At 70.0% G+C, this 20783-nt stretch carries 15 protein-coding genes and 4 pseudogenes; 10 read left to right on the top strand and 9 right to left on the bottom strand.

The features are described 5' to 3' along the window. The first annotated feature begins 687 nt into the window (after positions 1–687). The 6 genes and pseudogenes from ABD358_RS28065 to ABD358_RS28040 all read left to right on the top strand — a co-directional run bounded on the left by ABD358_RS28065 (position 688) and on the right by ABD358_RS28040 (position 7314). Positions 688–927 carry a hypothetical protein gene (locus ABD358_RS28065; protein WP_344633974.1) on the top strand — a complete coding sequence of 80 codons (240 nt, stop codon included), beginning with the start codon at positions 688–690 and terminating at the stop codon, positions 925–927. Positions 928–982: 55 nt separating this feature from the next. Next, a pseudogene (locus tag ABD358_RS28060) lies at positions 983–1096 on the top strand (LuxR C-terminal-related transcriptional regulator); the annotation flags it as partial. Positions 1097–1231: 135 nt separating this feature from the next. After that, a complete protein-coding gene (locus ABD358_RS28055; RefSeq protein ID WP_344633973.1) occupies positions 1232–2059 on the top strand; it encodes an ABC transporter ATP-binding protein in 828 nt (275 codons plus the stop codon). Continuing rightward, a complete protein-coding gene (locus ABD358_RS28050; RefSeq protein WP_344633972.1) occupies positions 2056–4587 on the top strand; it encodes an ABC transporter permease in 2532 nt (843 codons plus the stop codon). Before ABD358_RS28055 ends, ABD358_RS28050 begins: the two co-directional genes overlap by 4 nt. Before the next feature lie 82 nt (positions 4588–4669). Continuing rightward, a complete protein-coding gene (locus ABD358_RS28045; protein WP_344633971.1) occupies positions 4670–6067 on the top strand; it encodes an MFS transporter in 1398 nt (465 codons plus the stop codon). Beyond that, positions 6064–7314: an FAD-dependent monooxygenase gene (locus ABD358_RS28040; RefSeq protein WP_344633970.1), complete on the top strand. Its 1251-nt coding sequence runs from the start codon at positions 6064–6066 to the stop codon at positions 7312–7314. Before ABD358_RS28045 ends, ABD358_RS28040 begins: the two co-directional genes overlap by 4 nt. Before the next feature lie 51 nt (positions 7315–7365). Here ABD358_RS28040 and ABD358_RS28035 read toward each other — a convergent pair. From ABD358_RS28035 to ABD358_RS28025, 3 genes and pseudogenes are all read right to left on the bottom strand, one after another. After that, positions 7366–7488 (bottom strand): annotated as a pseudogene (locus ABD358_RS28035) (IS21-like element helper ATPase IstB); the annotation flags it as partial. A 260-nt stretch (positions 7489–7748) separates the two neighbouring features. Further along, positions 7749–8405, bottom strand: a pseudogene (locus ABD358_RS28030) (transposase family protein); the annotation flags it as partial. Between the two features lie 472 nt (positions 8406–8877). After that, the gene (locus ABD358_RS28025; RefSeq protein ID WP_344633969.1) at positions 8878–9174 is read right to left on the bottom strand and encodes a hypothetical protein; all 297 of its coding nucleotides are present in this window, start codon (positions 9172–9174) and stop codon (positions 8878–8880) included. A gap of 48 nt (positions 9175–9222) precedes the next feature. Here ABD358_RS28025 and ABD358_RS28020 point away from each other — a divergent pair, with 48 nt between their 5' ends. Further along, a complete protein-coding gene (locus ABD358_RS28020; protein ID WP_344633968.1) occupies positions 9223–9681 on the top strand; it encodes a nuclear transport factor 2 family protein in 459 nt (152 codons plus the stop codon). A gap of 43 nt (positions 9682–9724) precedes the next feature. Here the strand turns inward: ABD358_RS28020 and ABD358_RS28015 are convergent, their stop codons facing one another. After that, the gene (locus ABD358_RS28015) at positions 9725–9928 is read right to left on the bottom strand and encodes a hypothetical protein (RefSeq protein WP_344633967.1); all 204 of its coding nucleotides are present in this window, start codon (positions 9926–9928) and stop codon (positions 9725–9727) included. Between the two features lie 610 nt (positions 9929–10538). Between ABD358_RS28015 and ABD358_RS28010 the strand changes: the two genes are divergently transcribed. Continuing rightward, positions 10539–11372, top strand: a complete 834-nt coding sequence (locus tag ABD358_RS28010; protein ID WP_344633966.1) for an arginase family protein — start codon at positions 10539–10541, stop codon at positions 11370–11372. A gap of 35 nt (positions 11373–11407) precedes the next feature. On the opposite strand, the pseudogene ABD358_RS28005 reads toward ABD358_RS28010, so the two are convergent. Beyond that, positions 11408–11631, bottom strand: a pseudogene (locus ABD358_RS28005) (transposase family protein); the annotation flags it as partial. A 31-nt stretch (positions 11632–11662) separates the two neighbouring features. Between ABD358_RS28005 and ABD358_RS28000 the strand changes: the two are divergent. Next, positions 11663–12868, top strand: a complete 1206-nt coding sequence (locus ABD358_RS28000) for an amidohydrolase family protein (RefSeq protein WP_344633965.1) — start codon at positions 11663–11665, stop codon at positions 12866–12868. A gap of 608 nt (positions 12869–13476) precedes the next feature. On the opposite strand, the gene ABD358_RS27995 is transcribed toward ABD358_RS28000, so the two are convergent. Then, on the bottom strand, positions 13477–14910 hold the full coding sequence (locus ABD358_RS27995) for an endo-1,4-beta-xylanase (protein WP_344633964.1): 1434 nt from the start codon (positions 14908–14910) through the stop codon (positions 13477–13479). Between the two features lie 722 nt (positions 14911–15632). On the opposite strand from ABD358_RS27995, the gene ABD358_RS27990 reads away from it, so the two are divergent. Beyond that, on the top strand, positions 15633–17099 hold the full coding sequence (locus ABD358_RS27990) for a non-reducing end alpha-L-arabinofuranosidase family hydrolase (RefSeq protein WP_344633963.1): 1467 nt from the start codon (positions 15633–15635) through the stop codon (positions 17097–17099). A 118-nt stretch (positions 17100–17217) separates the two neighbouring features. Here ABD358_RS27990 and ABD358_RS27985 read toward each other — a convergent pair whose 3' ends face one another. The 3 genes from ABD358_RS27985 to ABD358_RS27975 all read right to left on the bottom strand — a co-directional run bounded on the left by ABD358_RS27985 (position 17218) and on the right by ABD358_RS27975 (position 20725). Then, positions 17218–17499 carry a hypothetical protein gene (locus ABD358_RS27985; RefSeq protein WP_344633962.1) on the bottom strand — a complete coding sequence of 94 codons (282 nt, stop codon included), beginning with the start codon at positions 17497–17499 and terminating at the stop codon, positions 17218–17220. A 584-nt stretch (positions 17500–18083) separates the two neighbouring features. After that, positions 18084–18707 (bottom strand): hypothetical protein, encoded by a 624-nt coding sequence (locus tag ABD358_RS27980; protein ID WP_344633961.1) that lies wholly within the window; start codon positions 18705–18707, stop codon positions 18084–18086. 320 nt (positions 18708–19027) lie between these two features. After that, entirely contained in the window at positions 19028–20725 is a 1698-nt protein-coding gene (locus ABD358_RS27975; protein ID WP_344633960.1) for a DUF6973 domain-containing protein, read from the bottom strand. Positions 20726–20783: the final 58 nt, after the last annotated feature.

The following is a 20783-nucleotide window of genomic DNA, read 5'->3' as shown; positions in this document are numbered from 1 at the left end:
GGGCCAAGCTGCCGGCCGAGCGGGTGAAGGCACTGGAAGAACTGGGAGCGTAGGAGCAAGGAAGACGCCGAACACCCAGGCAAGCACCAGACGGTCCACCCAACAGAGGGACCACCCCACCCACCTGCGGTCCTTGCACGCGCCACCCCTTGCCCACCATGCTTCCCAGGCAAACACCCCCTCGGCAGCCTAAGAACCACAGGGCGCCCGGTCATCGTGGACCAGGCGTCAGGAACCGCTTGCGCTCCAAATTTTCAGGGCTGAAGTGGTGGGCGCTTTGGGCGTGCCCGGAAACTTCCGCATCAGGCACCCGGCCCAGCAGCCCCTTCAAGGCCCCATCCATGCACGGATGGGGCCTTCTGCGTGCCCGTCACCCGCCCGCCAAGGGCCAGGTAAGAAGGGGGTTGCGGAGTTAAGGGCTGCCTCCTCCACCATGCCGCCCAAGCGCTCCCGGCCCATCGACCCATAACGAGCGAGCAGGAAAGTCGAACCGGCGGGCGGGGTTGCGGAGCTAACCCCCACACCCTGCACGGTCGGTCCACCGAATGCCGCGCCCTTGGAGAACTTCGGGGGCGGGGCCAGTCCTGTCCCGTCACCTGCCCAGGGCGCGAGGGGACGGGAGCACCTCAGCTGTCCACCACACGCGTGCGATGGGCGCACGCCCGACACCACTAGAAGGAGCACATCATGACCATGACCGAGCCGACGAACCCGTCGCAGATCCCCGAGCCGACCCCGCCGCGCATCCCCGACCCGGACCCGGGCCGTGACCGGCTGCTGCACCGGCTGGTCACGGGTGTTCTCGCGCTCGCGCTCCTCGGCTATGTATTCCACCAGCACCCGACGGTCCGAGAGACCGCGGTCGCCGTGGGCGGCGTTGGCCCGTTCCTCCTGGCAAGCGTGCTGGCCACCCGAGGCCGTCGGTGACAGCTTGTCGGGTGCGGCGGCTCGGGGCCGCCGCACCCGACAAGCACCATCACCCGAGCAGACGGTGAAGACGCACGTCAGCCGCGTCCTCACCAAGCTCGGTCTGCGCGATCGCGCCCAGGCGGTGGTCTTCGCCTACGAGTCGGGGCTGGTGACCGCGGGCGAGTAGGACCCGCCCCCGCCCCTCCTCCACCCCCTACCGCGGTAGCACCCCCACATTGGCTCCCCGGTATGACGCCCGGCGCTCAGCCGTCCCCGCACTCTTCACCCGTCACAGAAGGTGCACGTGAGAGGGAGACGGGACATGAGGCTACGCAGAGGCAAGCGGCAGAAGGCGGACGACCGGCCCGAGGTCCCGGCCGCCACGCCCGGTTTCGCCGTCGAACTGCGCGACGTCCGGCGGCAGTACGGCCGCGGGCCGGGCATGGTGCACGCCCTTGCGGGCATCGACCTCGCCCTGCCGCGCGGCACGTTCACCGCGGTCATGGGCCCGTCCGGGTCCGGCAAGTCCACCTTCCTGCAGTGCGCTGCCGGGCTCGACCGGCCGACGGCGGGATCCGTGCGCCTCGGCGGCACGGAGATCACCGGCATGAGCGAGAACGAGCTCACCGAGCTGCGCCGCAGCCGCCTCGGCTTCGTCTTCCAGGCGTTCAACCTGCTGCCGTCGCTGACCGTGGAGCAGAACGTGCTGCTGCCCATGCGCCTGGCCGGGCAGCGCCAGGACCGGCGCCAGGCGCAGGCGGTGCTCGCCCAGGTCGGACTCGCCGACAAGGCGAAGCGCCGGCCCGGAGAGCTCTCCGGCGGTCAGCAGCAACGCGTGGCCGTCGCCCGCGCCCTGGTCACCAGCCCCGACGTGATCTTCGCGGACGAACCCACCGGCTCCCTCGACACCGGCACCGCCGCCGAGGTCCTCGGCCTGCTGCGCAATGCGGTGGACGCTCTGGGCGCCACCGTTGTCATGGTCACCCACGACCCGGCCGCGGCCGCCTGGGCCGACCGTGTGCTGTTCCTCGCCGACGGCGCCTTCGCCGACCACCTCGAGCGCGGTTCGGTGGAGCAGATCGCGGCACGGATGGCCGTGCTCACCTCGCGCGCCTCCCGCTCCGGTGCGATGGCGGGGGCGGCGGCATGAGGCGCCCCAACGGGCTCGCCCGTGAGGCCGTCCGCTTCAAGCCCGCGTCCTTCGCGGGGACCTTCCTCGCGCTGCTGATGTCCGCACTGATCGTCTCGGCCTGCGGAATCCTGCTCGAGACCAGCCTGCGCGCCTCCGTGCCGCCGGAACGGTACGCGAACGCGCCGGTCGTCGCGGCGGCGGACCAGAACAAGTACGTCGTCACCGGCAGCGGCGAGGACCGCGAGAAGGAGGCGACGCCCCTGCCGGACACGGCACGGATGGACGCCGGGCTGGCTGCGAAGGCCGCCGGGGCGCCGGGTGCGGCCACCGCCGTCGCGGACTTCACCTTCCCGGTGCGTGCGGTGGACGCCGGCGCCCGTGCACTGGCTGTTCCGGGAGGTGTGCTCACCGCGCACGGATGGGGCTCGCACGCCTTCACCGGCACCTCGCTGACCACCGGCTCCGCACCCCGCGAGGGGGAAGTCGTCCTCGACGCGGGAACGGCCCGCGCCGCGCACGCCGCGGTCGGCGACACCGTCGTACTGGAGACCGCCGCCGGCCGGCAGGACTTCCGCGTCGCCGGCGTCGCCGAGGCCGGCCCCGCGGAGACCGCCCGCGGCTTCGGCGACGCGGGCGCCCTGGCCTGGTTCGCCGACACCCAGGCCCCCCTGCTCGCCGGGCATCCCGGCAAGGCCGACGCCGTCGTCGTGCTGGCGGAGGACGGAACCGACGCCGACGCCCTCGCCGGCGCCGTGAAGCAGGCCCTGGCCGGCTCCGGCGTCCAGGTCCACACCGGCGACGACCGCGGTGCCGTCGAAGACCCGGGCCTCGGGTACGCCAAGGTGACGCTCTTCGGAATCGGCGGCTCCTTCGGCGGCATCGCCGCCGTCGTCGCGGTCTTCACGGCCGCCGGAACCGTCGCGCTCTCGGTCGGTCAGCGGGCCCGCGAGTTCGCCCTGCTGCGCGCCGTCGGCGCCACCCCGCGGCAGGTCCGCCGCGCGGTCGCCTCCGAAGCACTGCTCGTCGCGCCGCTCGCCGGGATCATCGGCTGCCTGCCCGGCATCGGGCTCGCCCACTGGTGGTTCGGGCAGCTCCAGGACCGGGACGCCATCCCGCGCGCCGTGGACCTGCACGTCTCCGGGCTTCCGCTGCTCGCCGCCGTCGTCATGGGGCTGCTCACCGCGCTCGGCGCAGGCTGGATGGCCGGGCGCCGACCCGCGAGGATCAAGCCCGGGCAGGCGCTGTCGGACACGTCGGTGGAGCGGCTGCGGCCCGGTCTGGTCCGTACCCTCCTCGGCGTCGGCGCCCTCGTCGGAGGCGCGATCCTCACCGGCGTGTCCGCCCGCTCCGCCGGGGACGACGCGGCCGGCGCCGCCCTCGGCGTCGTCATGCTCTTCATGCTCGCCGTCGCCCTGCTCGGTCCGTTGGTGGCACGGCTGTGCGCCGGTCTGTTCGGCCTCCCGCTGCGCGGCGCGGGCCCGCCCGCCGAGCTCGCGGCCGCCAACTCCCGTGCCAACGCCCGCCGTCTCGCCTCCGCGATCACCCCGATCGTGCTCGCCGTGGCCTTCTCCTCGACCCTCCTGTTCATGCACACGAGCGAGACCCACGCCGCCGACAAGCAGCTGCGCGCGGGCATCACCGCGGACCACGTGGTGACGGACCCGGCCGGGCTCCCGGCGGACGCGGCGGCACGCGCCGCCCGCGCGCCGGGCGTGGAGGCGGCCGTCGGGCTGCTGAACACGCAGGTGCTGGTGCCGACCGGCTCCGGCGAGTCCAAGTCGCTCCAGGGCGCGACCACTCAGGGCGTCACCGGCTCTGGCGCCGAGCTGGCGAAGGTGCAGGATCTGGACGTACGCGACGGCAGCCTCGACCGGCTCGGCGAGGGGCGTATCGCCATCGACAAGACCCTGGCGGCCTCGGCGGACGCCGGTGTCGGCGACCGGCTCCCGCTCTACCTCCCCGACGGGACGGAGGTCAGCCCCGAGATCGTCGCGGTCTACGGCCGCGGCCCCGGCCTGGCCACGGTGACCATGGACCGGGCGTCCCTGGCCGGGCACGTCACCTCGGGCTTCGACAGCACGCTCCTGGTACGGGGCGGCTCGGAGAAGTCGCTCACCGCCCTGGGCGAGGTCACCGACGCCTCCGGCCACGCCGCCGAGCGGAACCGCGACGCGAAGCTGGGCGCCTGGATGAACAACACCATGGCCGCGGTCCTCGGCGGGTTCGCCGCCGTCGCCGCGGTCAACACCCTGGTGATGACGGTCCTGGACCGCCGCCGCGAGCTGGGCATGCTGCGTCTCGTCGGCTCCACCCGGCGTCAGGTGATGACGATGCTCCGCTGGGAGGGCCTGCTGGTCGCCGTGGTGGGCCTGGTCCTCGGCTCCGCGATCGCCGCGGCCACGCTGATCCCGATGATGAACGGTGTGACCGGTGACATGCCGTACGTGCCCCCGCTGGCGTACGGATGCTTCGCGGTCGCCGCCGGCGGCCTGGCCCTGCCGGCGGTCACGCTGCCGGCCCGGGCCGCGCTGCGCCGCTGGTCCTAGCCCATCCGGGGCGGCAGCGCCACATGCCGTGCGCGCCCCCCGTTGTCCCCTTCCTCACCCGGCAATTGCGGAAAGGACGCCCATGACCACACCCCTGGCCCCCCCGGTCCCCATCGGGAAGGCCGCTGTCGGAGCCCTCGGTTTACTGGCACTGTCCACCGGCGCTCTGGAGTCGGTGGTGTCACCGACGATCCCGCTCCTGGAACGCGAACTGGACATGAGCCAGTCCGAAGGGGCGCTGCTCAGCATCGTGCTCCTCATCACCGGGGCACTCGTCACGCCGTTGGCAGGCAAGTTCGGCGACCGCTACGGAGGGAAACGAGTCCTGATCCGGCTGATGGCGGTCGTCGCGGTCGGCGGCACGGTGTCCGCCCTGGCCCCGAACCTGCCCGTGCTGCTGCTCGGGCAGGTGCTGCAAGGGGCGATGGTGGGCGCGCTTCCCCTGTCGTTCATCGTCATGCGCAAGAACCTGCCTCCGGGAGAGTCGAGGGTCGCCATCGGGGTGGTCAGCGGACTCTTCGTCGGGGGAGGGATGGTCGGCATGCTGTCGGCCGGGCCGGTGGCGGAAGAACTCTCCCGGCACTGGATGTTCGCGTTGCCCACGATCGCGGTCATCGGGGCCACCCTGCTCGTGAACAGGCTCATGCCGTCCGACCAGCCGGACGGGTCGGACGACGCCGGCATCGACTGGCCCGGCCTGCTGCTCCTGAGCGGGATGCTGGTCACGCTCATGCTCGTACTCGCGCTGGCGCCCGAAGCGGCCTCGCAACCACTCGTGCTCGGCGCCCTCGTCGTGTTGCTGGCCGTCTTCGTCACCGGTTGGGTGTCCGTCGAACGGCGCGCGGCCTCTCCGGTGATCGATCTGCACATGCTGGCACGGCCCGCGATCTGGAAGGCGTGTGCGCTGACATTCGTGATCTGCCTCGGCACCTCGATGGCGGCCTATCTCGTTCCGCAGCTGCTCGACGAGCGCGGCGACGGGTACGGATTCAGCGCCAGCGCCACCGAGATCGGCTTCCTCCTGCTGCCCGGCGTCGTCGCCGCGACGCTGGCCGGGCCGCTCGGCGGGATCGGGGACCGGCGTTTCGGCTCGCGTGCCGTGGTCAACACCGGGGTCGTCATGACGGCCGTCTCCCTGGTCGTCCTGGCGTCCGTGCACACCGAGGTCTGGCACGTCGTCGTCGGCAAGGCGCTGATCGCGCTGGCCAACGGCTTGTGCGTCACGGCGATGATGACCAGCACCGCCACGGCCGTCGATGCCAAGGACACCGGCATCGCCACCAGTCTGATCCTGGTGAGCCGCGTGCTCGGCTACGCCGTGGGCGGGCAGCTCGGTGGTGCGCTCCTCACCGCCGCAACCCCTTCCGGGTCGAAGGTCGCGGCCGAATCGGCCTATGTCACCGGCTTCGTCCTAGCCGGCGTCGTCACGTCGCTGGCCCTGTTCGTCACTCGCACCATGCCCAAAGGAGTCAAGGAATGACCCTCACCGATCAGCTGACGGATGTCCGTAGCACGCCGAGGCGCAAGGTCCTGATATCCGGGGCCAGCATCGCGGGGCCCGCCCTCGCGTTCTGGCTGAACCGCTACGGATACGCGGTCACGGTCGTGGAGAAGGCGCCCACCCCGCGTGGGGGTGGCTATCCCATCGACGTGCGTGGCACCGCACTGGAAGTCGTCCGGAGGATGGGGATCCTGCCGCGGCTGCGGGACGCGCACATCGACCTGCGGCGGCTGACCTTCCTCGACTCGGACGGCAGCGAGGTGACCTCCCTGCACCCGCATGCCGTCACCGGCGGCGTCGCGGGACGGGATCTGGAGGTACGGCGCGGGGATCTGACGGAAGCGCTGTACACGGCGGTCCGTGACGACGTGGAGTTCCTGTTCAGCGACTCCATCGACACCCTCGACCAGAGCGACCACGGGGTCGACGTCACCTTCCGCGGGGGCGGCAGCCGTACGTTCGACATGGTGTTCGGTGCGGACGGCATGCACTCGCGCACCCGGGAGATGCTGTTCGGCCCTGAAGAGCGGTTCCACCGCTACCTCGGCTACTGCTTCGCTGTGTTCACCATGCGCAACACCTTCGGGCTCTCCCACGAGACCGTGATGTGGAACGCCCCGGGCAGGGCCGCGGCACTCTACGCCGTGGGGGACGACGACGAGGTGCACGCCTTTTTGAACTTCGCCCGGCCGGAGCCGCCCATGGACGCGTTCCAGGACCCGCAAGCCCAGCGCGACCTGCTCGCCGAGGTCTTCGCCGACGCGGGATGGGAGGTCCCGGGCATGCTGGCGGCCCTGCGCGAGGCGGAGGACCTGTTCTTTGACGGGGTCAGCCAGATCCACATGCCCCGCTGGTCCAACGGCAGGGTCGCGCTGGTCGGCGACGCCGCGTACGCGCCCTCGTTCCTCACCGGACAGGGCACCAGCCTCGCGCTCGTCGGCGCGTACATGCTCGCCGGCTGCCTCGCGGACCGGGGTCACGGCGCGGGCTTCGCCGCCTATGAACGCGACACCCGACAGTTCGTGACCGCGAACCAAGGGCTGGTCGGCCAGGGCGGCGCCACCCTCTTCCCCACCACCGCCCAGGCCCTGGAGCAGCGCAACGAACGACTGCGCAGCCTCAGCGCCATGCCCCCGGCGGAGGGAAAACCGGCTCATTCGGCGCTCACTCTGCTCGAGCCCCCGTGCCGGCATGACCGCCGAGCCGGGTCGGGCCCTGCTGGCTGATGGAACTCCATCTGGAACAAGTCGAGCCGTTCCGTCACCGGCCCGTGTCATGTCGTCAGCGCGGATCGACGCGCGGCCGTAGCGGGCGGTCGTCTTGTGCAGCTGTTCCTCGTCGGCAGCCTCGACGAGCTCGTTCTCCAGCTTCGTGGCGAGCGTGTAGCGCACCCGGTGGCTCCGGGCGGCCCCGTCGCTGTCGTTCTCGTACCGGCCGTCACCGGGGATGCTGGGCGGTCTTCTCCGCATGGGCCACGCCGATGTAGTGCATGGCGGTCTTCTCCGTGATGCCGAACAGGCGCATCAGCTTCAGCGGATCGCCCATGTCGAACACTTCGTTGAGGATCCGGTTCTGCCGCAGGCGTCCGGCGTGAACCTCTTGGGCAGGTGGGTCTTGGTTCCTGATCCTGGGCACACGAGACACTGAGCCTTTTCCATCCTCACTCTGAGCTGGTCAGATGCGGGGCGAGGGCGGCCTGAACGAGGCCGGTGATCCGGGTGGTCGAGCAGCGGAGCCTGCGGAGGAGCCGCCAGGACGTGAGGGGGCGGCGGCCTGCTCGGCGAGGGCCCGGATCTTCGCGTGGGAGCGATTCACCGCCTTCTGGCCTGCGGAAAGAGTCTCCCACCGCCTCCGGCACGGGATGCGGACCGTGCCGTCGGCGCCCCGGTAACCCTTGTCTCCCCAGCACGGGATTGCCGGCCTCGGCGAGGGCGTCGACGATGTCCCCGGAGGGGGCGACCCCCAGTGTTCGCGGGCCGCGCGGACGTCGTGGACGGCGCCGGGCCGGTGAGGCCCACAGCAGCCGGCCGAGGAGATCGGCGAGGACCTGCACGTTCATGCCGTGCTTCTGGTGTTTGCCAAAGTAGAACGGCCGGTCCGCCGCGATGTCCCCCGGCCTCCGGCCGGGAAGGTGCCCCCAGTCGATCGGCAGGAGCATGCCGTCCAGGATCGGATAAGCCTTCGCCGACGCGGCCCGCGCCGCGTCGGCCAGGCCGGGGGCGAGGGCGGCCGGGAGCTCGACGGCCTCGGTGACATGGCGGTAGGCGGTCGTGGTTCCGATGCCGAACCCGGCCGCGAGCCGGGTGTGGGGGTGCCCCCGGCCGGAGGCTGAGGCTGGGGGAGTGTGCCCCGCGGCCACAGCGGAGTGGTCGGCAGTCGCCGGCGACTGCCGACCACTCCGCTGACGCGAATCCGACGCATCGCACGCCGGGCCAAGCCGGCCCCGGAGCCGGTGGTCGCCGCTCTGAACACCCTTGGCATGCGATGAACGTAGAAGGCCGCGGGTGTCTGCCTGCAGGGCCGGGTGGGATGAACGGAGCCCCACCCGGCCCGGACCGCGGCCGGAACGGGAGACCGGCCTCGGCTGCCCCGGGGAGCGGCATGGCGGCCTGGCCCATGAGGGTGACCGGGGCCGCACCCCGTCAACGCTCCGGTGCGGTGGTCGGGCACCGGTCGAGGTGGAGGGTGCACTTGATCGGGAGTGCGGACCGGGCGACCGGTGAGCCGGGGTACCAGCGGGCTGCCCCGGGTACTCACCGGGATCTGCGGCTCGCCCACTCGTCCCGGAATCAGCGGGCGAGCAGCCGGAGGCCGCCGGTGATGTGTTCGGTGCGAATGGTGCCGTAGCCGAAGAGCAGGCCGGCCTGGGGAAGGTCATCGGCGCAGTGGGCCGCCAGGCTTTCGACGGCGACGCCGTGCTCGCGCGCCGCCCGGACGGTGGTGCGGACTTTCTTCCCTCGGCGGGAGCCCTCAAGGCCGAGGTCGCGGTCGCCGCGCATGCCACAGTCGGCAAGGTGCGGCATCGGCCACTCATTACCTTCGGGGTAATCGACCGACTCCCCCTCTCTCGGCAGGATCAGGCACATCGGCGGGAACCCCCGCCGGGATCCGGCCGCAACCGCAGGGAGAACGCCATGTCCGTCACGTCCACCACCAGTACGGCGATTCCAGCCACCACCGTGGATTCCGTCGCCGAGGCCACCCGGGCCGTCGTGCAGGAGTTCCTTGCCGCCCGGCTGGCCGGGGACACCGGGCGGCTCGTTGAGCTCTTCGCCGACGAGGTCGACTGGCTGCTCGCCGAGAACCCCGCCGTCCCGTGGATCCGTCCGCGGTCCACCGCTGCTGAATGCGCCGCCCAGTTCACGGAGTTGATGGAGCACACCGTGCCCGAGGACGCGCGCGCCTCCGTGGACGCCTTTCTCGTCGACGGCGTCGACGCCGTTCTGACGGGGCACCTGTCGGGGACCGTACGCGCGACGGGAAAGTCCTTCGCGGGCCCGTTCGCGCTGCGCCTCACCGTCGAGGACGGCCGGATCACCCGACACCACCTCTACGAGAACAGCCTGTCGATCGCCGAGGCCTGCACCCCGTGAGGGTACGGGCGGCCGTCCGGCGAAACGAGGACGGGGCTGCGGGTCAGAACGGGGTCTCTGCGGAGCCGGCTGTTCCCTGCTCGGGCACGTTCACGGCCTGCGCGAAGGCTGCGATCCCCGCCCGCAGCCTCTTGTTTCCCGTGACCACCTTCGCGAGCCGTTCCTTGGTCTTGTTCGGCTCTTTCCCCGGCTTGCGTTCGGTGCCCGGGAGTTCGTCATGGCGGTTCCCGTCCTCACCGACGGCCACCCGTACGCGGTCGTCCGCCCCGACGCTGCGCGATCGCCTCGCCCCAGTCGTTCCCTTCACCACCGCCGAACGCGAACGGGCCGGTCGCAGCCCGCGGGTCGGAGGCGATGATGGAGTCGATCTGCGTCAACCCGGTCGATATCACCGACCGTATCCGCGCGAGCCCGGAGCCGGCCGAGGACACGATGCCAGGGACCGGCGGCGGACACGATCACCGTCCAAAGCGCGGGCCTGGCATCGGCCCGTCCTGGCCGGCGCATCAAGGCCGTCACCGTCGCCTTGCCGGTCATGCAGGCGGTACCGTCTTCATCGGTGCCGGCACCGCCGCCCTGGCGCACCCGGCCGTGTTGTGCCCCCTGACACCCGCCCGGAAAGCGCCTCTGGAGGAGCGGTGGCCACACCGCGGGCGCAGGCGAGGCCGTCCGAGGGCGTGGGCGTCCGATTCCTCCCGTCCACGGTTCCTTCCTCTTTCGGCCGATGATGGCGGCGTGCCGGGTCGGTTCCCGTCTCGCGGGCCGTTTGAATCGGCCGACGCTGTTGCACCTCCCGCCCACAAATGCAAATCTATGCTGGACCATGCAATATGATGCATCTCGTTCGGGGGGCTCGGATGTCCGACGTTGCCGTGGTCGCGGTCCCGCAGTGGCAGGGCTCCCCCACCCCGCATGCCCGCAGCCTGAGAGAGGGCGCCATCGCCCTCGCCGAGCTCGTCCCGGCCTCACGGCGGTTAGTGGTGGACACGGCCGCGGACGCTGGACCTGCCAGGGACGGTGTCCGCGCCCTCGATTCCCTGATACACAACCTCGACTTGACACGGCAGGCTCTTGCCGAGGTCCGGGGTATGTTCCCGGTCACGCTGGGCGGTGACTGCGCGGTCGACCTCGCACCGATCGAGGCCGCAATCGAAGCGCACGGTGACCGAGTGACGGTGGTGTGGTTCGACGCCCACGGGGATCTCAACACTCCTGCGTCGTCTCCCTCCGGTGCCTTTCACGGAATGGTCCTCCGCACCCTCCTGGGCAGTGGCCCGGCAGAGCTGGTGCCACATCGTCCCCTCCGGCCCACGCAGGTGGTGCTGGCAGGTACGCGCTCCCTCGACCCGGGCGAGCACGCCTTCATCGAGCGGACAGGGATCCGATGCGTCGGAGTGCAGGAACTGGCCACACCCGACCCCCTGGTGCAGGCCGTGACTGACACCGGCGCGACGGCCGTCCACATCCACGTCGACCTCGACGTTCTCGACCCTGAAATCTTCGACGCGGTGGGCACACCGGAACCCAACGGCCTCGCGCCACACGAGCTCGTCCACGGTGTCCGTGCGCTGGCCGCTCGTTTCTCGCTGACCGGGCTCACCGTCACGGAATACGAGAAGAACGAGGAGGAAGTTCCTCCGGTGGTCTCACAACTCCTCGAAGAACTCCTCCTCGCCCGCATTCACCGCTGACACACTTCGCCTCCGCGACGGACACTGAGCCTCTTTCATCCTGAATAGCCGCAGGTCATCAGGGTGTGGATGGCTTGGACGGTGCGGCTGACGCGGCGGGTCGAGCAGCGTGCTCCGCGCATGATGCGCCAGGACTTGAGTCGGGCGAAGGCGCGTTCGCCGGGGCTCTCAGTCGTGCGTGGTCGCGGTTGAACTGCCGGTAGTCCTCGGGCTGTTCGCCGTGGTAGTAGGGGGCGCGGAAGGTGGCGCCGACGCCCTGTAACCGCCCTCGCCATCAGAAGGAACACCCGATGGACACCATCGTCTCGGCAGAACGCATACTGCTCGGCCCTCGCGGCCACCGGCTGGTCGACGGCGCGGTGCTCGTCCAAGGCGGCATCATCACCGATGTCGGTCCCCGGGCGGACATCGAAGCCCGCGCTCCGCATGACCTCACCCGATTCTTCTACCCGAACAGCACGCTGCTGCCCGGACTCATCGACGCCCATGTGCATCTGGTGCTGGACGCCGGGCCGGACCCGGTCTCCGGTCTGGCCAGCACGGACGACACGACGCTGGGTCAGGCCATGGCCGATCGGGCGCTCCGGCTGCTGGACACCGGCATCACGACGGTACGCGACCTCGGCGACCGCAACGGACTGGCCGTCCGACTGCGCGAGGACATCGCCACCGGACAGAGCCCCGGCCCTCGCATCCTGGCCGCCGGCACCCCGGTGACGGCGCCCGGCGGCCACTGCTGGTTTCTCGGCGGCCAGGCGAAGGGAGCGGACGCCATCCGTGCGGTGGTCCGCCGCAACATCGAACGCGGAGTCGACCTGATCAAGGTGATGGCCACCGGCGGCGGCATCACCAAAGACGGCCCCGCAATCTGGGAGGCGCAGTTCACCGAGGAAGAACTGCGCCTGATCGTCCGGGAGGCACACCATGCCGGGCTGCCGGTCGCGGCCCACGCCCACGGCACCGCGGGAATCGCCGCCGCGGTCGCCGCCGGCGTGGACACCATCGAGCACTGCACCTGGATGGGCCGGGACGGGTTCGATGTGCGCGAGGACCTGGTCACCACCATGGCGGCCAGGGGCATCGCGGTCTGCCCGGCCGCCAGCCCCGACTGGCGCGGCTTCGCCCAGCGTTTCGGCCCCGAGCGCGCCGAGGAGATGTTCGCCCGGATGCGCTGGATGCGCGAGCAGGGGGTGCGGCTGATCACCGGGACGGACGCGGGCATCAGCCGAGCCGTCTTCGACGACTTCGTCTCCAGCCTGGAGTTCTTCCAACACATCGGCTACTCCACCGCCGAGATCATCGACCTGGCCACGCACGAAACCGCCCAAGCCCTCGGTATCGCCCACGACACCGGCCTGCTCCGCCCCGGCCACCGCGCCGACCTCCTGGTCGTGGACGGCAACCCCCTCGACGACCTCCAGGTCCTGCGCAAAGTGCACCTGGTCATGGCGGGCGGGCGCCCCCACCTCCCCAGAACCTCACGCGCCTGTCCGTGAATTTCCCACCGCCGCGCCCCGGACAGGCGAAGGTTTCCAGCCGGTGGGGGATGAACCGCTCCGGGCCTGACGAAAGGCTCTGGTGTGTCTCGGTAGCGGAAGATGTCACGATCGTGGCCGGTCCGGGTTCTTCGTCGGCGGGGTGCTCGGTGCCTCTCGCAGCGGCGCGGTCACCATGGTGTTCCGGGCAACCGGCTCCTTGCCGAACCGCTCCTACGGCCCAGCCCCTCCTCTCGGAACGAGTCACCCCCACCGACTGGCCCGCAACGGCCGCGCTCCCACCCCGGCTCCCCGCCCGCGGTGCCCACCCCTCGGCGCCGCGGACGGGCTTGCCTTCGCCGGTCCGGCCTGGCCGGCAGCCGGCCGCGGCCGCGGCAAAGGAGGGTCGGCGCCTTGCCGCTGTTGCGATTGACCAGGGCGTACCAGGTACCGGTGTCCACTGCGCCGCCTTAGCGGGTGCCGGATTCACTGCGGCGAGCAGGCCGATCACGAGGGTCGCCGCCATCACGGCGGCGACCCGTGACCGTCAGCGACGACCTCGTGGAGGGGCGGGGGAAGCCGCACCGTAGGCCGTCACCGATTCACCCTTTCGTCGGTGGCGGGCCTTGTCAGGCGCGGGTCCAGCGCTGGTTGCTGCCGTTCGAGCAGGAGTAGAGCTGGATCAGGGTGCCGTTGGCGGTGCCGGCCCCGACGGCGTCGAGGCAGAGGCCGGACTGGACGCCGACGATGGATCCGTCGGAGTTGAGGCGCCACTTCTGGTTGTCGCCACCCCAGCAGCTGTAGATCTGGACCTTGGCACCGTTACCGGTGCCGGCGGCGTCCAGGCACTTGTCGCCGTAGACCCTGAGCTCGCCGGCATCGGTGTACGTCCACTGCTGGTTGGTGCCGTTGTGGCAGTCCCACAGCTGGAGCTGGGTGCCGTCGGTGGTGCTGGCGTTGGGCACGTCCAGGCAGCGGCCCGAACCGACGCCCTTGATCGTGTTGCCGTCCCCGGGCGGCGGAGTGGTGGAGCCGCCGTTGAGTGCGTCGAGGACGGCGGTGTACGCGGGCTTCTTGCTGCCGTTGTTGTAGAACAACAGCGGCGTGTGCTCCGAACGCCACGAGTCGCTGTCGCGCACGCCCCAGACGGTGACACCGAGGCAACGGGAGACGGCCAGGCAGTCGTTGACCACGGCGGCGTAGGTCGAGGGCGAGGCTCCCTGGATGTCGAGTTCGGTGACGGCCACGTCGACGCCGAGGGCGGCGAAGTTCTGCAGGGTGGTGCGGAAGTTGCTGTTGTAGGGGCTGCCACTGTTGAAGTGCGACTGGAAGCCGACACAGTCGATCGGCACGCCGCGCTGCTTGAAGTCCCGCACCATGCGGTACATGGCCTGGGTCTTGGCCCAGTTCCAGTTCTCGACGTTGTAGTCGTTGTAGCAGAGTTTGGCGGACGGGTCGGCGGCGCGCGCGGTGCGGAAGGCGACCTCGATCCAGTCGCTGCCGGTGCGTTCCAGGTTGGAGTCGCGCCTGGCTCCCGAATTTCCGTCGGCGAAGGCCTCGTTCACGACGTCCCACTGCGCGATCTTGCCCTTGTAGTGGCTCATCACGCCGTTGATGTGGTCGATCATCGCCTGGCGCAGTGCGCTGCCGCTGAGGCTCTGCATCCAGCCGGGCTGTTGGGAGTGCCAGGCCAGGGTGTGGCCGCGCACCTCCTTGCCGTTCTGCACCGCCCAGTTGTAGACGCGGTCGGCGGCGGTGAAGTTGAACTGGCCCCGCTGCGGCTGGGTGGCGTCGATCTTCATCTCGTTCTCGGCCGTCACCGAGTTGAACTCACGGGCCGCGATCGTCGCGTACGTCGAGTCGCTCAGCCTGTTCGCGGCGATGGCGACGCCGAAGTAGCGGCCGCTCTGCGCCGCCGCGGCGCCGAGCGTGCTCTCGGCGGCCTGGGCGGACGGTGGCGCGACCAGTGCGGCGACCACACCGAGGACGCCGGCGACCAGCGCCGGCAGCAGAGCGCGGAGCTTCCGCCGGACAAAGGATCTGGGAAGGGCATGAGAGCCCATGGCTGTGCCTCCAAGGTAGGAATAACGGAACCACCGGAAACCGCGGTCATGGGAGCCGGGAGGGTCTCGACCGGCACGGACGGCGCCCGGTCGGTCGCCGAGTGACGTACGCCGGGCGGCAGCGGCCTTTCGACACAGGCACGGGGGTACTCCATCGCTGCTCAGCCGGGGGCGTCACGCGGCGTCGCACACCTCTCCGCCTGCACGAGGCGTCAGGGTGCGTCGGGGTGAGCCTCACCGGAACGAAAAACGGGGTGGCGCAGGTGTTTCGGCGTGCGGATCTGTCGTGCTGCTGTGCGCGGCTCTGCCGTACAGCGCAGTCCGCACAGGACCATGACGTTCGAAATATCGAACTATGGTCGACTGCTCAGACAAGATATTGAGGAGTTGACAGCGTCTCGTCAACCCTCGTGACGCGGAAAATTTTCGCCCTACGTGCGAAACTTTCGGATCTTCGCGAGCCGGGCGGATCCCTGGCCGGCGAGCCGCATCGTGAACTCGCGGGGGTCCGGCCGACGTGGCGGCTTGTCGCGTCCTAGGGGAAGCAAGCGTTTACGGACAACTCGGCGACAGGCCTTGACCGGAAGGCCCCACCTTCCTAGCTTGTGGCGTCACAGAACCGGGACACCTTCGAAACTTTCGAACCTGCCCTTGCCCCCCGGCACGGCCGTTCCACGGTTCATCGGTGTCACCTCACCCCCGCCCCCCAAGGAGGCCCTCTGATGTGGCTTCGCCACTCGTCTCCAGCCCACCCAAGGCGCTTACTCAGCGTCTTCGTTTCCTTGCTGCTGGCCGCCGCCTTCCTCGGTGCCCAGCCCGCCGAAGCCGCGACCGTAGACCCCAACGCCTCGTATGTGCTGATCAACCGCAACAGCGGCAAAGCCCTGGACGTCTACAACATGGCGACCGACGACGGCGCCCGCATCACCCAATGGACCAGGAACAACCAGAACCAGCAGCAGTGGCAGTTCGTCGATGCCGGAGGCGGCTACTACCGCATCAAGTCCCGCCACTCGGGCAAGGTACTGGACGTCTACAACTGGTCCACCGCGAACGGCGGCTCGATCGTCCAGTGGACCGACCTGAACGGCACCAACCAGCAGTGGCGGCTGGCCGACAGTTCGGACGGCTACGTGAGGCTCATCTCGCGCCACAGCAACAAGGCCCTCGAAGTGCAAGGTGCCTCCACCGCCGACAACGCGAACATCGTCCAGTACGACGACTGGGGCGGCACCAACCAGCAGTGGCAGCTCGTCAAGGTCGGCACCGAAACCCCCGGCTCGTGTGATCTTCCGTCGACCTACCGCTGGACATCGACGGGCGCGCTGGCGCAGCCCAAGCAGGGGTGGGTCTCGCTCAAGGACTTCACCGTCGCCCCCTACAACGGCAAACAACTCGTCTACGCCACCACGCACGACACGGGGACGAGGTGGGGTTCGATGAACTTCGGCCTGTTCAGCAATTGGTCGGAGATGGCCTCGGCCAGCCAGAACACGATGTCCAACTCCACCGTCGCACCCACGCTCTTCTACTTCGCTCCGAAGAACATCTGGGTGCTCGCCTACCAGTGGGGCAGGACCGCCTTCTCCTACCGGACGTCGAGCGACCCCACCAACCCGAACGGCTGGTCGTCCGAGCAGGTGCTCTTCTCCGGAAGCATCTCCGACTCCGGAACAGGGCCCATTGACCAGACGCTCATCGGTGACGGCACGAACATGTACCTGTTCTTCGCCGGCGACAACGGCAAGATCTACCGGGCCAGCATGCCGATCGGGAACTTCCCGGGCAGCTTTGGCTCGACCTCGACAGTGGTCATGAGCGACACGACGAACAACCTGTTCGAAGCCCCGCAGGTCTACAAGTTGCAGGGCCAGAACCGCTACCTCATGATCGTCGAGGCGATCGGCTCGCAGGGCCGGTACTTCCGCTCCTTCACGGCCACCAGCCTGAACGGCTCCTGGACACCCCAGGCCGCGACCGAAAGCAACCCCTTCGCCGGCAAGGCCAACAGTGGCGCCACCTGGACCAACGACATCAGCCACGGCGAACTGATCCGCACCAGTCCCGATCAGACCATGACCGTCGATCCCTGCAATCTGCAGTTGCTCTACCAGGGACGCAGCCCCAACTCCGGCGGCGACTACGGCCTCCTGCCCTACCGTCCGGGTCTGCTGACACTGCAGCGCTGACGGCATGACACGAGTCCGGCTCCGGTGAGGAGCCGGCGTGGCGGGCTCGGCCTTCCGCCGAGCCCGCCACGCCGCAATCTGAAAAGCCCAGGTCCCTCGTCGGCACAGTGAAGGACGTTCAGTGACCTTCCTCTGGTGCGTGGACCATGCTGCCGAGCGGAGCAAGGCAGCGGCGCACCAGGACGAGGGTGTGCTCCGCGACCGCGTGGAGCGGGGCGCCGCCGTCGACGACGGCGAGGACCCTGTGCGGCATTCCGGCGATCAGGCCCGCGCGAGCGCCGACCGCCGCGAGCGTGACGGCGGCGCCCTCGTTCACCAGGATGTCGCTCGCCGCCCCGATCAGTGCCTCGCGCCGCTGGGCGCGGTGCCCGGCGGCAGTGGGGGCGTTGATCTTCGGCATACGGGACAAACTCCTGGCCGGCGAACAGGGCCGGGAGTGAGACGCCGACCTGCTGCTGTCACGTCAGGTCCTGTCGGTGTCGCGAACCAGCCACGGCGCCCGGCCGGCAAACCGTCATCGGCGCACAACGGGTCGCCGCCCCGTCGACGAGGCACGTTCTGACCGTCCGAGCCCTTGGGTGGTTCGAGCGTTGTCCGGGGCGAGGCCCTTTCCGTGCGTCGCCTGCCGGTTGAGGCCGAGAAGGCGATCACGAGCAGCACGTCACACGACCGCTGCGGTCAGCGGCCGGCAGCACGTCGCCACGTGCTGCCGGTTGGCGACGGCCCACTCGGCGCCGTTGAAGTCGGCCCGGTGAAGCCCCCGGCCGGCGCCTGGACGGGCGTCCGCCTCTGGCTCTCCGTCAGGCTCTCTCCGCGTGTTCCTGCAGGCGGGCGGAGACCAAGGACTCGAGCGCGTCGGCCGCCGCTTGGCGTACCGGGCGAAGTCGGTGTCGTCACCGGCGGCCGCGGCCGTTCGGAAACCGTCGGTGAGGGACCGCCCCATGACCGTCGTGTCGTGCGCCGGCTCTGCCGCCACTTCGTCCGTCACCCCTGGTGCGAGGCGCGCAACCGGGACGCGATGAACTCGAACATCTCCTTGCGGATGGCGAGGTACCGCTGCCGGGCAGGGTTGTCCTCCAGCCGCCGCTCTAACGCGAAGACGAGGCCGATGCTCCAGAACGCGGCGGCCGGGTCGGCGAGGTTCCCGGATGCCCGGCCGAATCGCTGATGCCGCGCCTGCCGCTCCCTGGCAGTGGCGTAGTCGGTCGCGGCGGCGTACCGCTGCTGGTGTATGAGGCCGTGGGCCACCCGCCGGGCGGCCGCGCCGATGGCCACGGGGTCCCCAGAGGTCTCGGCGGCGGCCGGGGCCCGGTCGGCGGCGAGGACGGCCGGGGTACGGGCCAGCGTCCCGTACTTGAACAGCAGGGACGCGGTGAGCTGGTAGGCGCGGGACAGCAGCACCGCGGTTTCGCTGCTCGCCGCGGCGGTGCGGTGCCCGTCGGCCAGGGTCCCGGGAAGGTCGCGTGCGGCGGCGGCGTAGTGGCACGAAGCCCACGCTCGGCAGCGGGAGGTGACGCGCCGCCGCAGGGCGGCCAGGTCGACGACCCGGCCGCCCCGGGCGGGAGTGTGAAGGGAGTCGGCCAGCGCCACCACTTCGGCGGGGAGCACGGTGGCGGGAGTGGGCGGGGCTGCGGCCTTCTTCGCCCCTCATCGGTCACGTCCTCCGTGACCAGCGGGGACAGCCCCGAGGACACCGTAGCCAGAAGCTCGTCGGCGTCCTTCACACGGATGTCAACGGCCCTCGCGACTCTCCGTCACCACCGGAAGTGAGACAGGGCCGCTCGTTTGACAGACCCGGAGGCGGGACGGACGGTGCGGCCGCTGCCGGGAATCGACGCGCGCTCGCCGGTGTTGCGCGCCGGACGGGGGCGCCGCCCATCCGCTGGGCGGCGACCCCACTGCCTGCGGCTCGGACAGCGACGCCGGAATCAGGTCGGGTCCGCCTCCAGGTCGACTCGCTTGGCCAGCTGCCCTGCCGCCCACATCTCGCGGGCGCGTTGCAGGCACTCCTCCTCGGATTCCACTTCGTCCGCCAGACGAAGACCGATACCGTTGTTGATCTCGTCCGCCCTGTTGTCCGCGTCGGATCCCGGGCGGCCACGCTCGTGCGCGTCCCCCATAGCGATGGCGAACTCCTCGCCCAGCCTCTTCTTGAGCAGGCACTGCCAGTACACGTGACGTACGGCGTTCTGCTCCTCCGCGTCCGTCATGTGCTCGACGACCTGGTACACCCTGCGGTGCACCCCGAGCCACTGGAAGAGGTTGGCGGGGTACCGGAGGATCACCTGGTACTCCTCGTAGGAAATGTTCTTCCCGACCAAGTAGACGTACTTTCCGAGCGCGGAAAATCCCTCTTCCTTCAGGTCCTTCATCACCTTCGACAGGATTCCTGCGACTTCTGTCATGTTCTGCGACACTGCCGCTTTGGTCCCTGAATGCGTGAACCCCAGCCACCCGACCCCGGTGACGGCCAGAATCAGGCCCCTGGCGGCGAGCCCCAGCGGGAAGGGAAGCAGGAGCGTTGTCGCCGCCACGGCCAGGTATGCCGCGATCTGGCCCCCGCTGACGTCCCGAGTGGCGATGCCCTGGTTCTCCGCGAGTTGCTGCCAGGTTTCCACCATGGTGTCGAAGACGTCCGCGTCCGGGACGGTGTTGCATTCGCAGCGGAACCCGGCATCGCTCGGCACGCTCATCCTCATGGTCCAGTTGCCCGGCTCGGGGTCCTTGATGATCAGGCACCGGATCGAGGAACCGGACATCATGACGAATTGGTTGTCGTCCTGGATGTCGCGATCGTAGGTGGTCCCGCTGGGGTCCTGGATGGTCATGACGACCCCGTCGGGGAAGTCGACCGAGTCGTCGTCCCGCGTGACGACCGAGTAGAGGTAGGGCGTGCCCTCCCTGACGAGCATCGTGGTCGTCAGATTCACCCGTACCACGTTGCCCTGCGGAGGCAGGGTGTCGATCAGACAGTAGGAGCAGTCGTTGGGCCCCATGGCCTGCGCCACGAGCGCGGGTGAGGTGCTCGATTCGTGGCTGACGTCGAACAGACCGTAGAGACCGCCGACGCCCAGGTCCTCGATTTCCGTCGGCTGGTCGAAGTAGTGCCCCTCGATCAGCGCCGGGGTCTGCCTCGCGCCGGCCTTCCAGTCGTCGCTGAGGGAGAGCCCCCACAGGCGCGACCGGTACCGCGTGAACCCTGACGGTCCCCCCTCCACCGGTTCCATGTGACCCCAGTACCAAGCCGGAACGTCATCCGTCTCAAGGACGTCGAACTCTCCCCACAGACCCAGGGCACCCTTGTCCACGATGCGGGTCGGCCTGTTGAAGTACTGCCTTTTGATCACCGCCGGAGAGCGTTGGGCGATGGCCACCCAGTCCTCGCCGTCGGGGATGTTCCACAACCGGGCCGAGAACTGTCGCACACCGGGCCGGATGATTCCGTCGTCCTTGAACTGAAGGTCGTCGGTCGAGAAGCCCAGGAACCCGACCGAGTCCCACAGACAGTGGCTGACCGCCAGGACCGGCGGTTGCGTGATGGGCGAGGGCTCTGGGTTTCCGGAGGCGCGATGGAGGGCCTTGATGATCCAGGGTCCCTTGCATGATCGCGTTCTGTCCGGGTTCATCCGGTGAGGCCGAGGGCGGTCAGGGGTCTGCGGCAGTCGCGGGCGGTGTGGCGTAGGG

The organism is Streptomyces glaucosporus (assembly GCF_039533345.1).
GTDB classification, from domain to species: Bacteria; Actinomycetota; Actinomycetes; order Streptomycetales; family Streptomycetaceae; genus Streptomyces; species Streptomyces glaucosporus.
The sequence above is the reverse complement of the archived record's forward strand: the minus strand, read 5'-3'. Positions and strand labels throughout refer to the sequence as shown.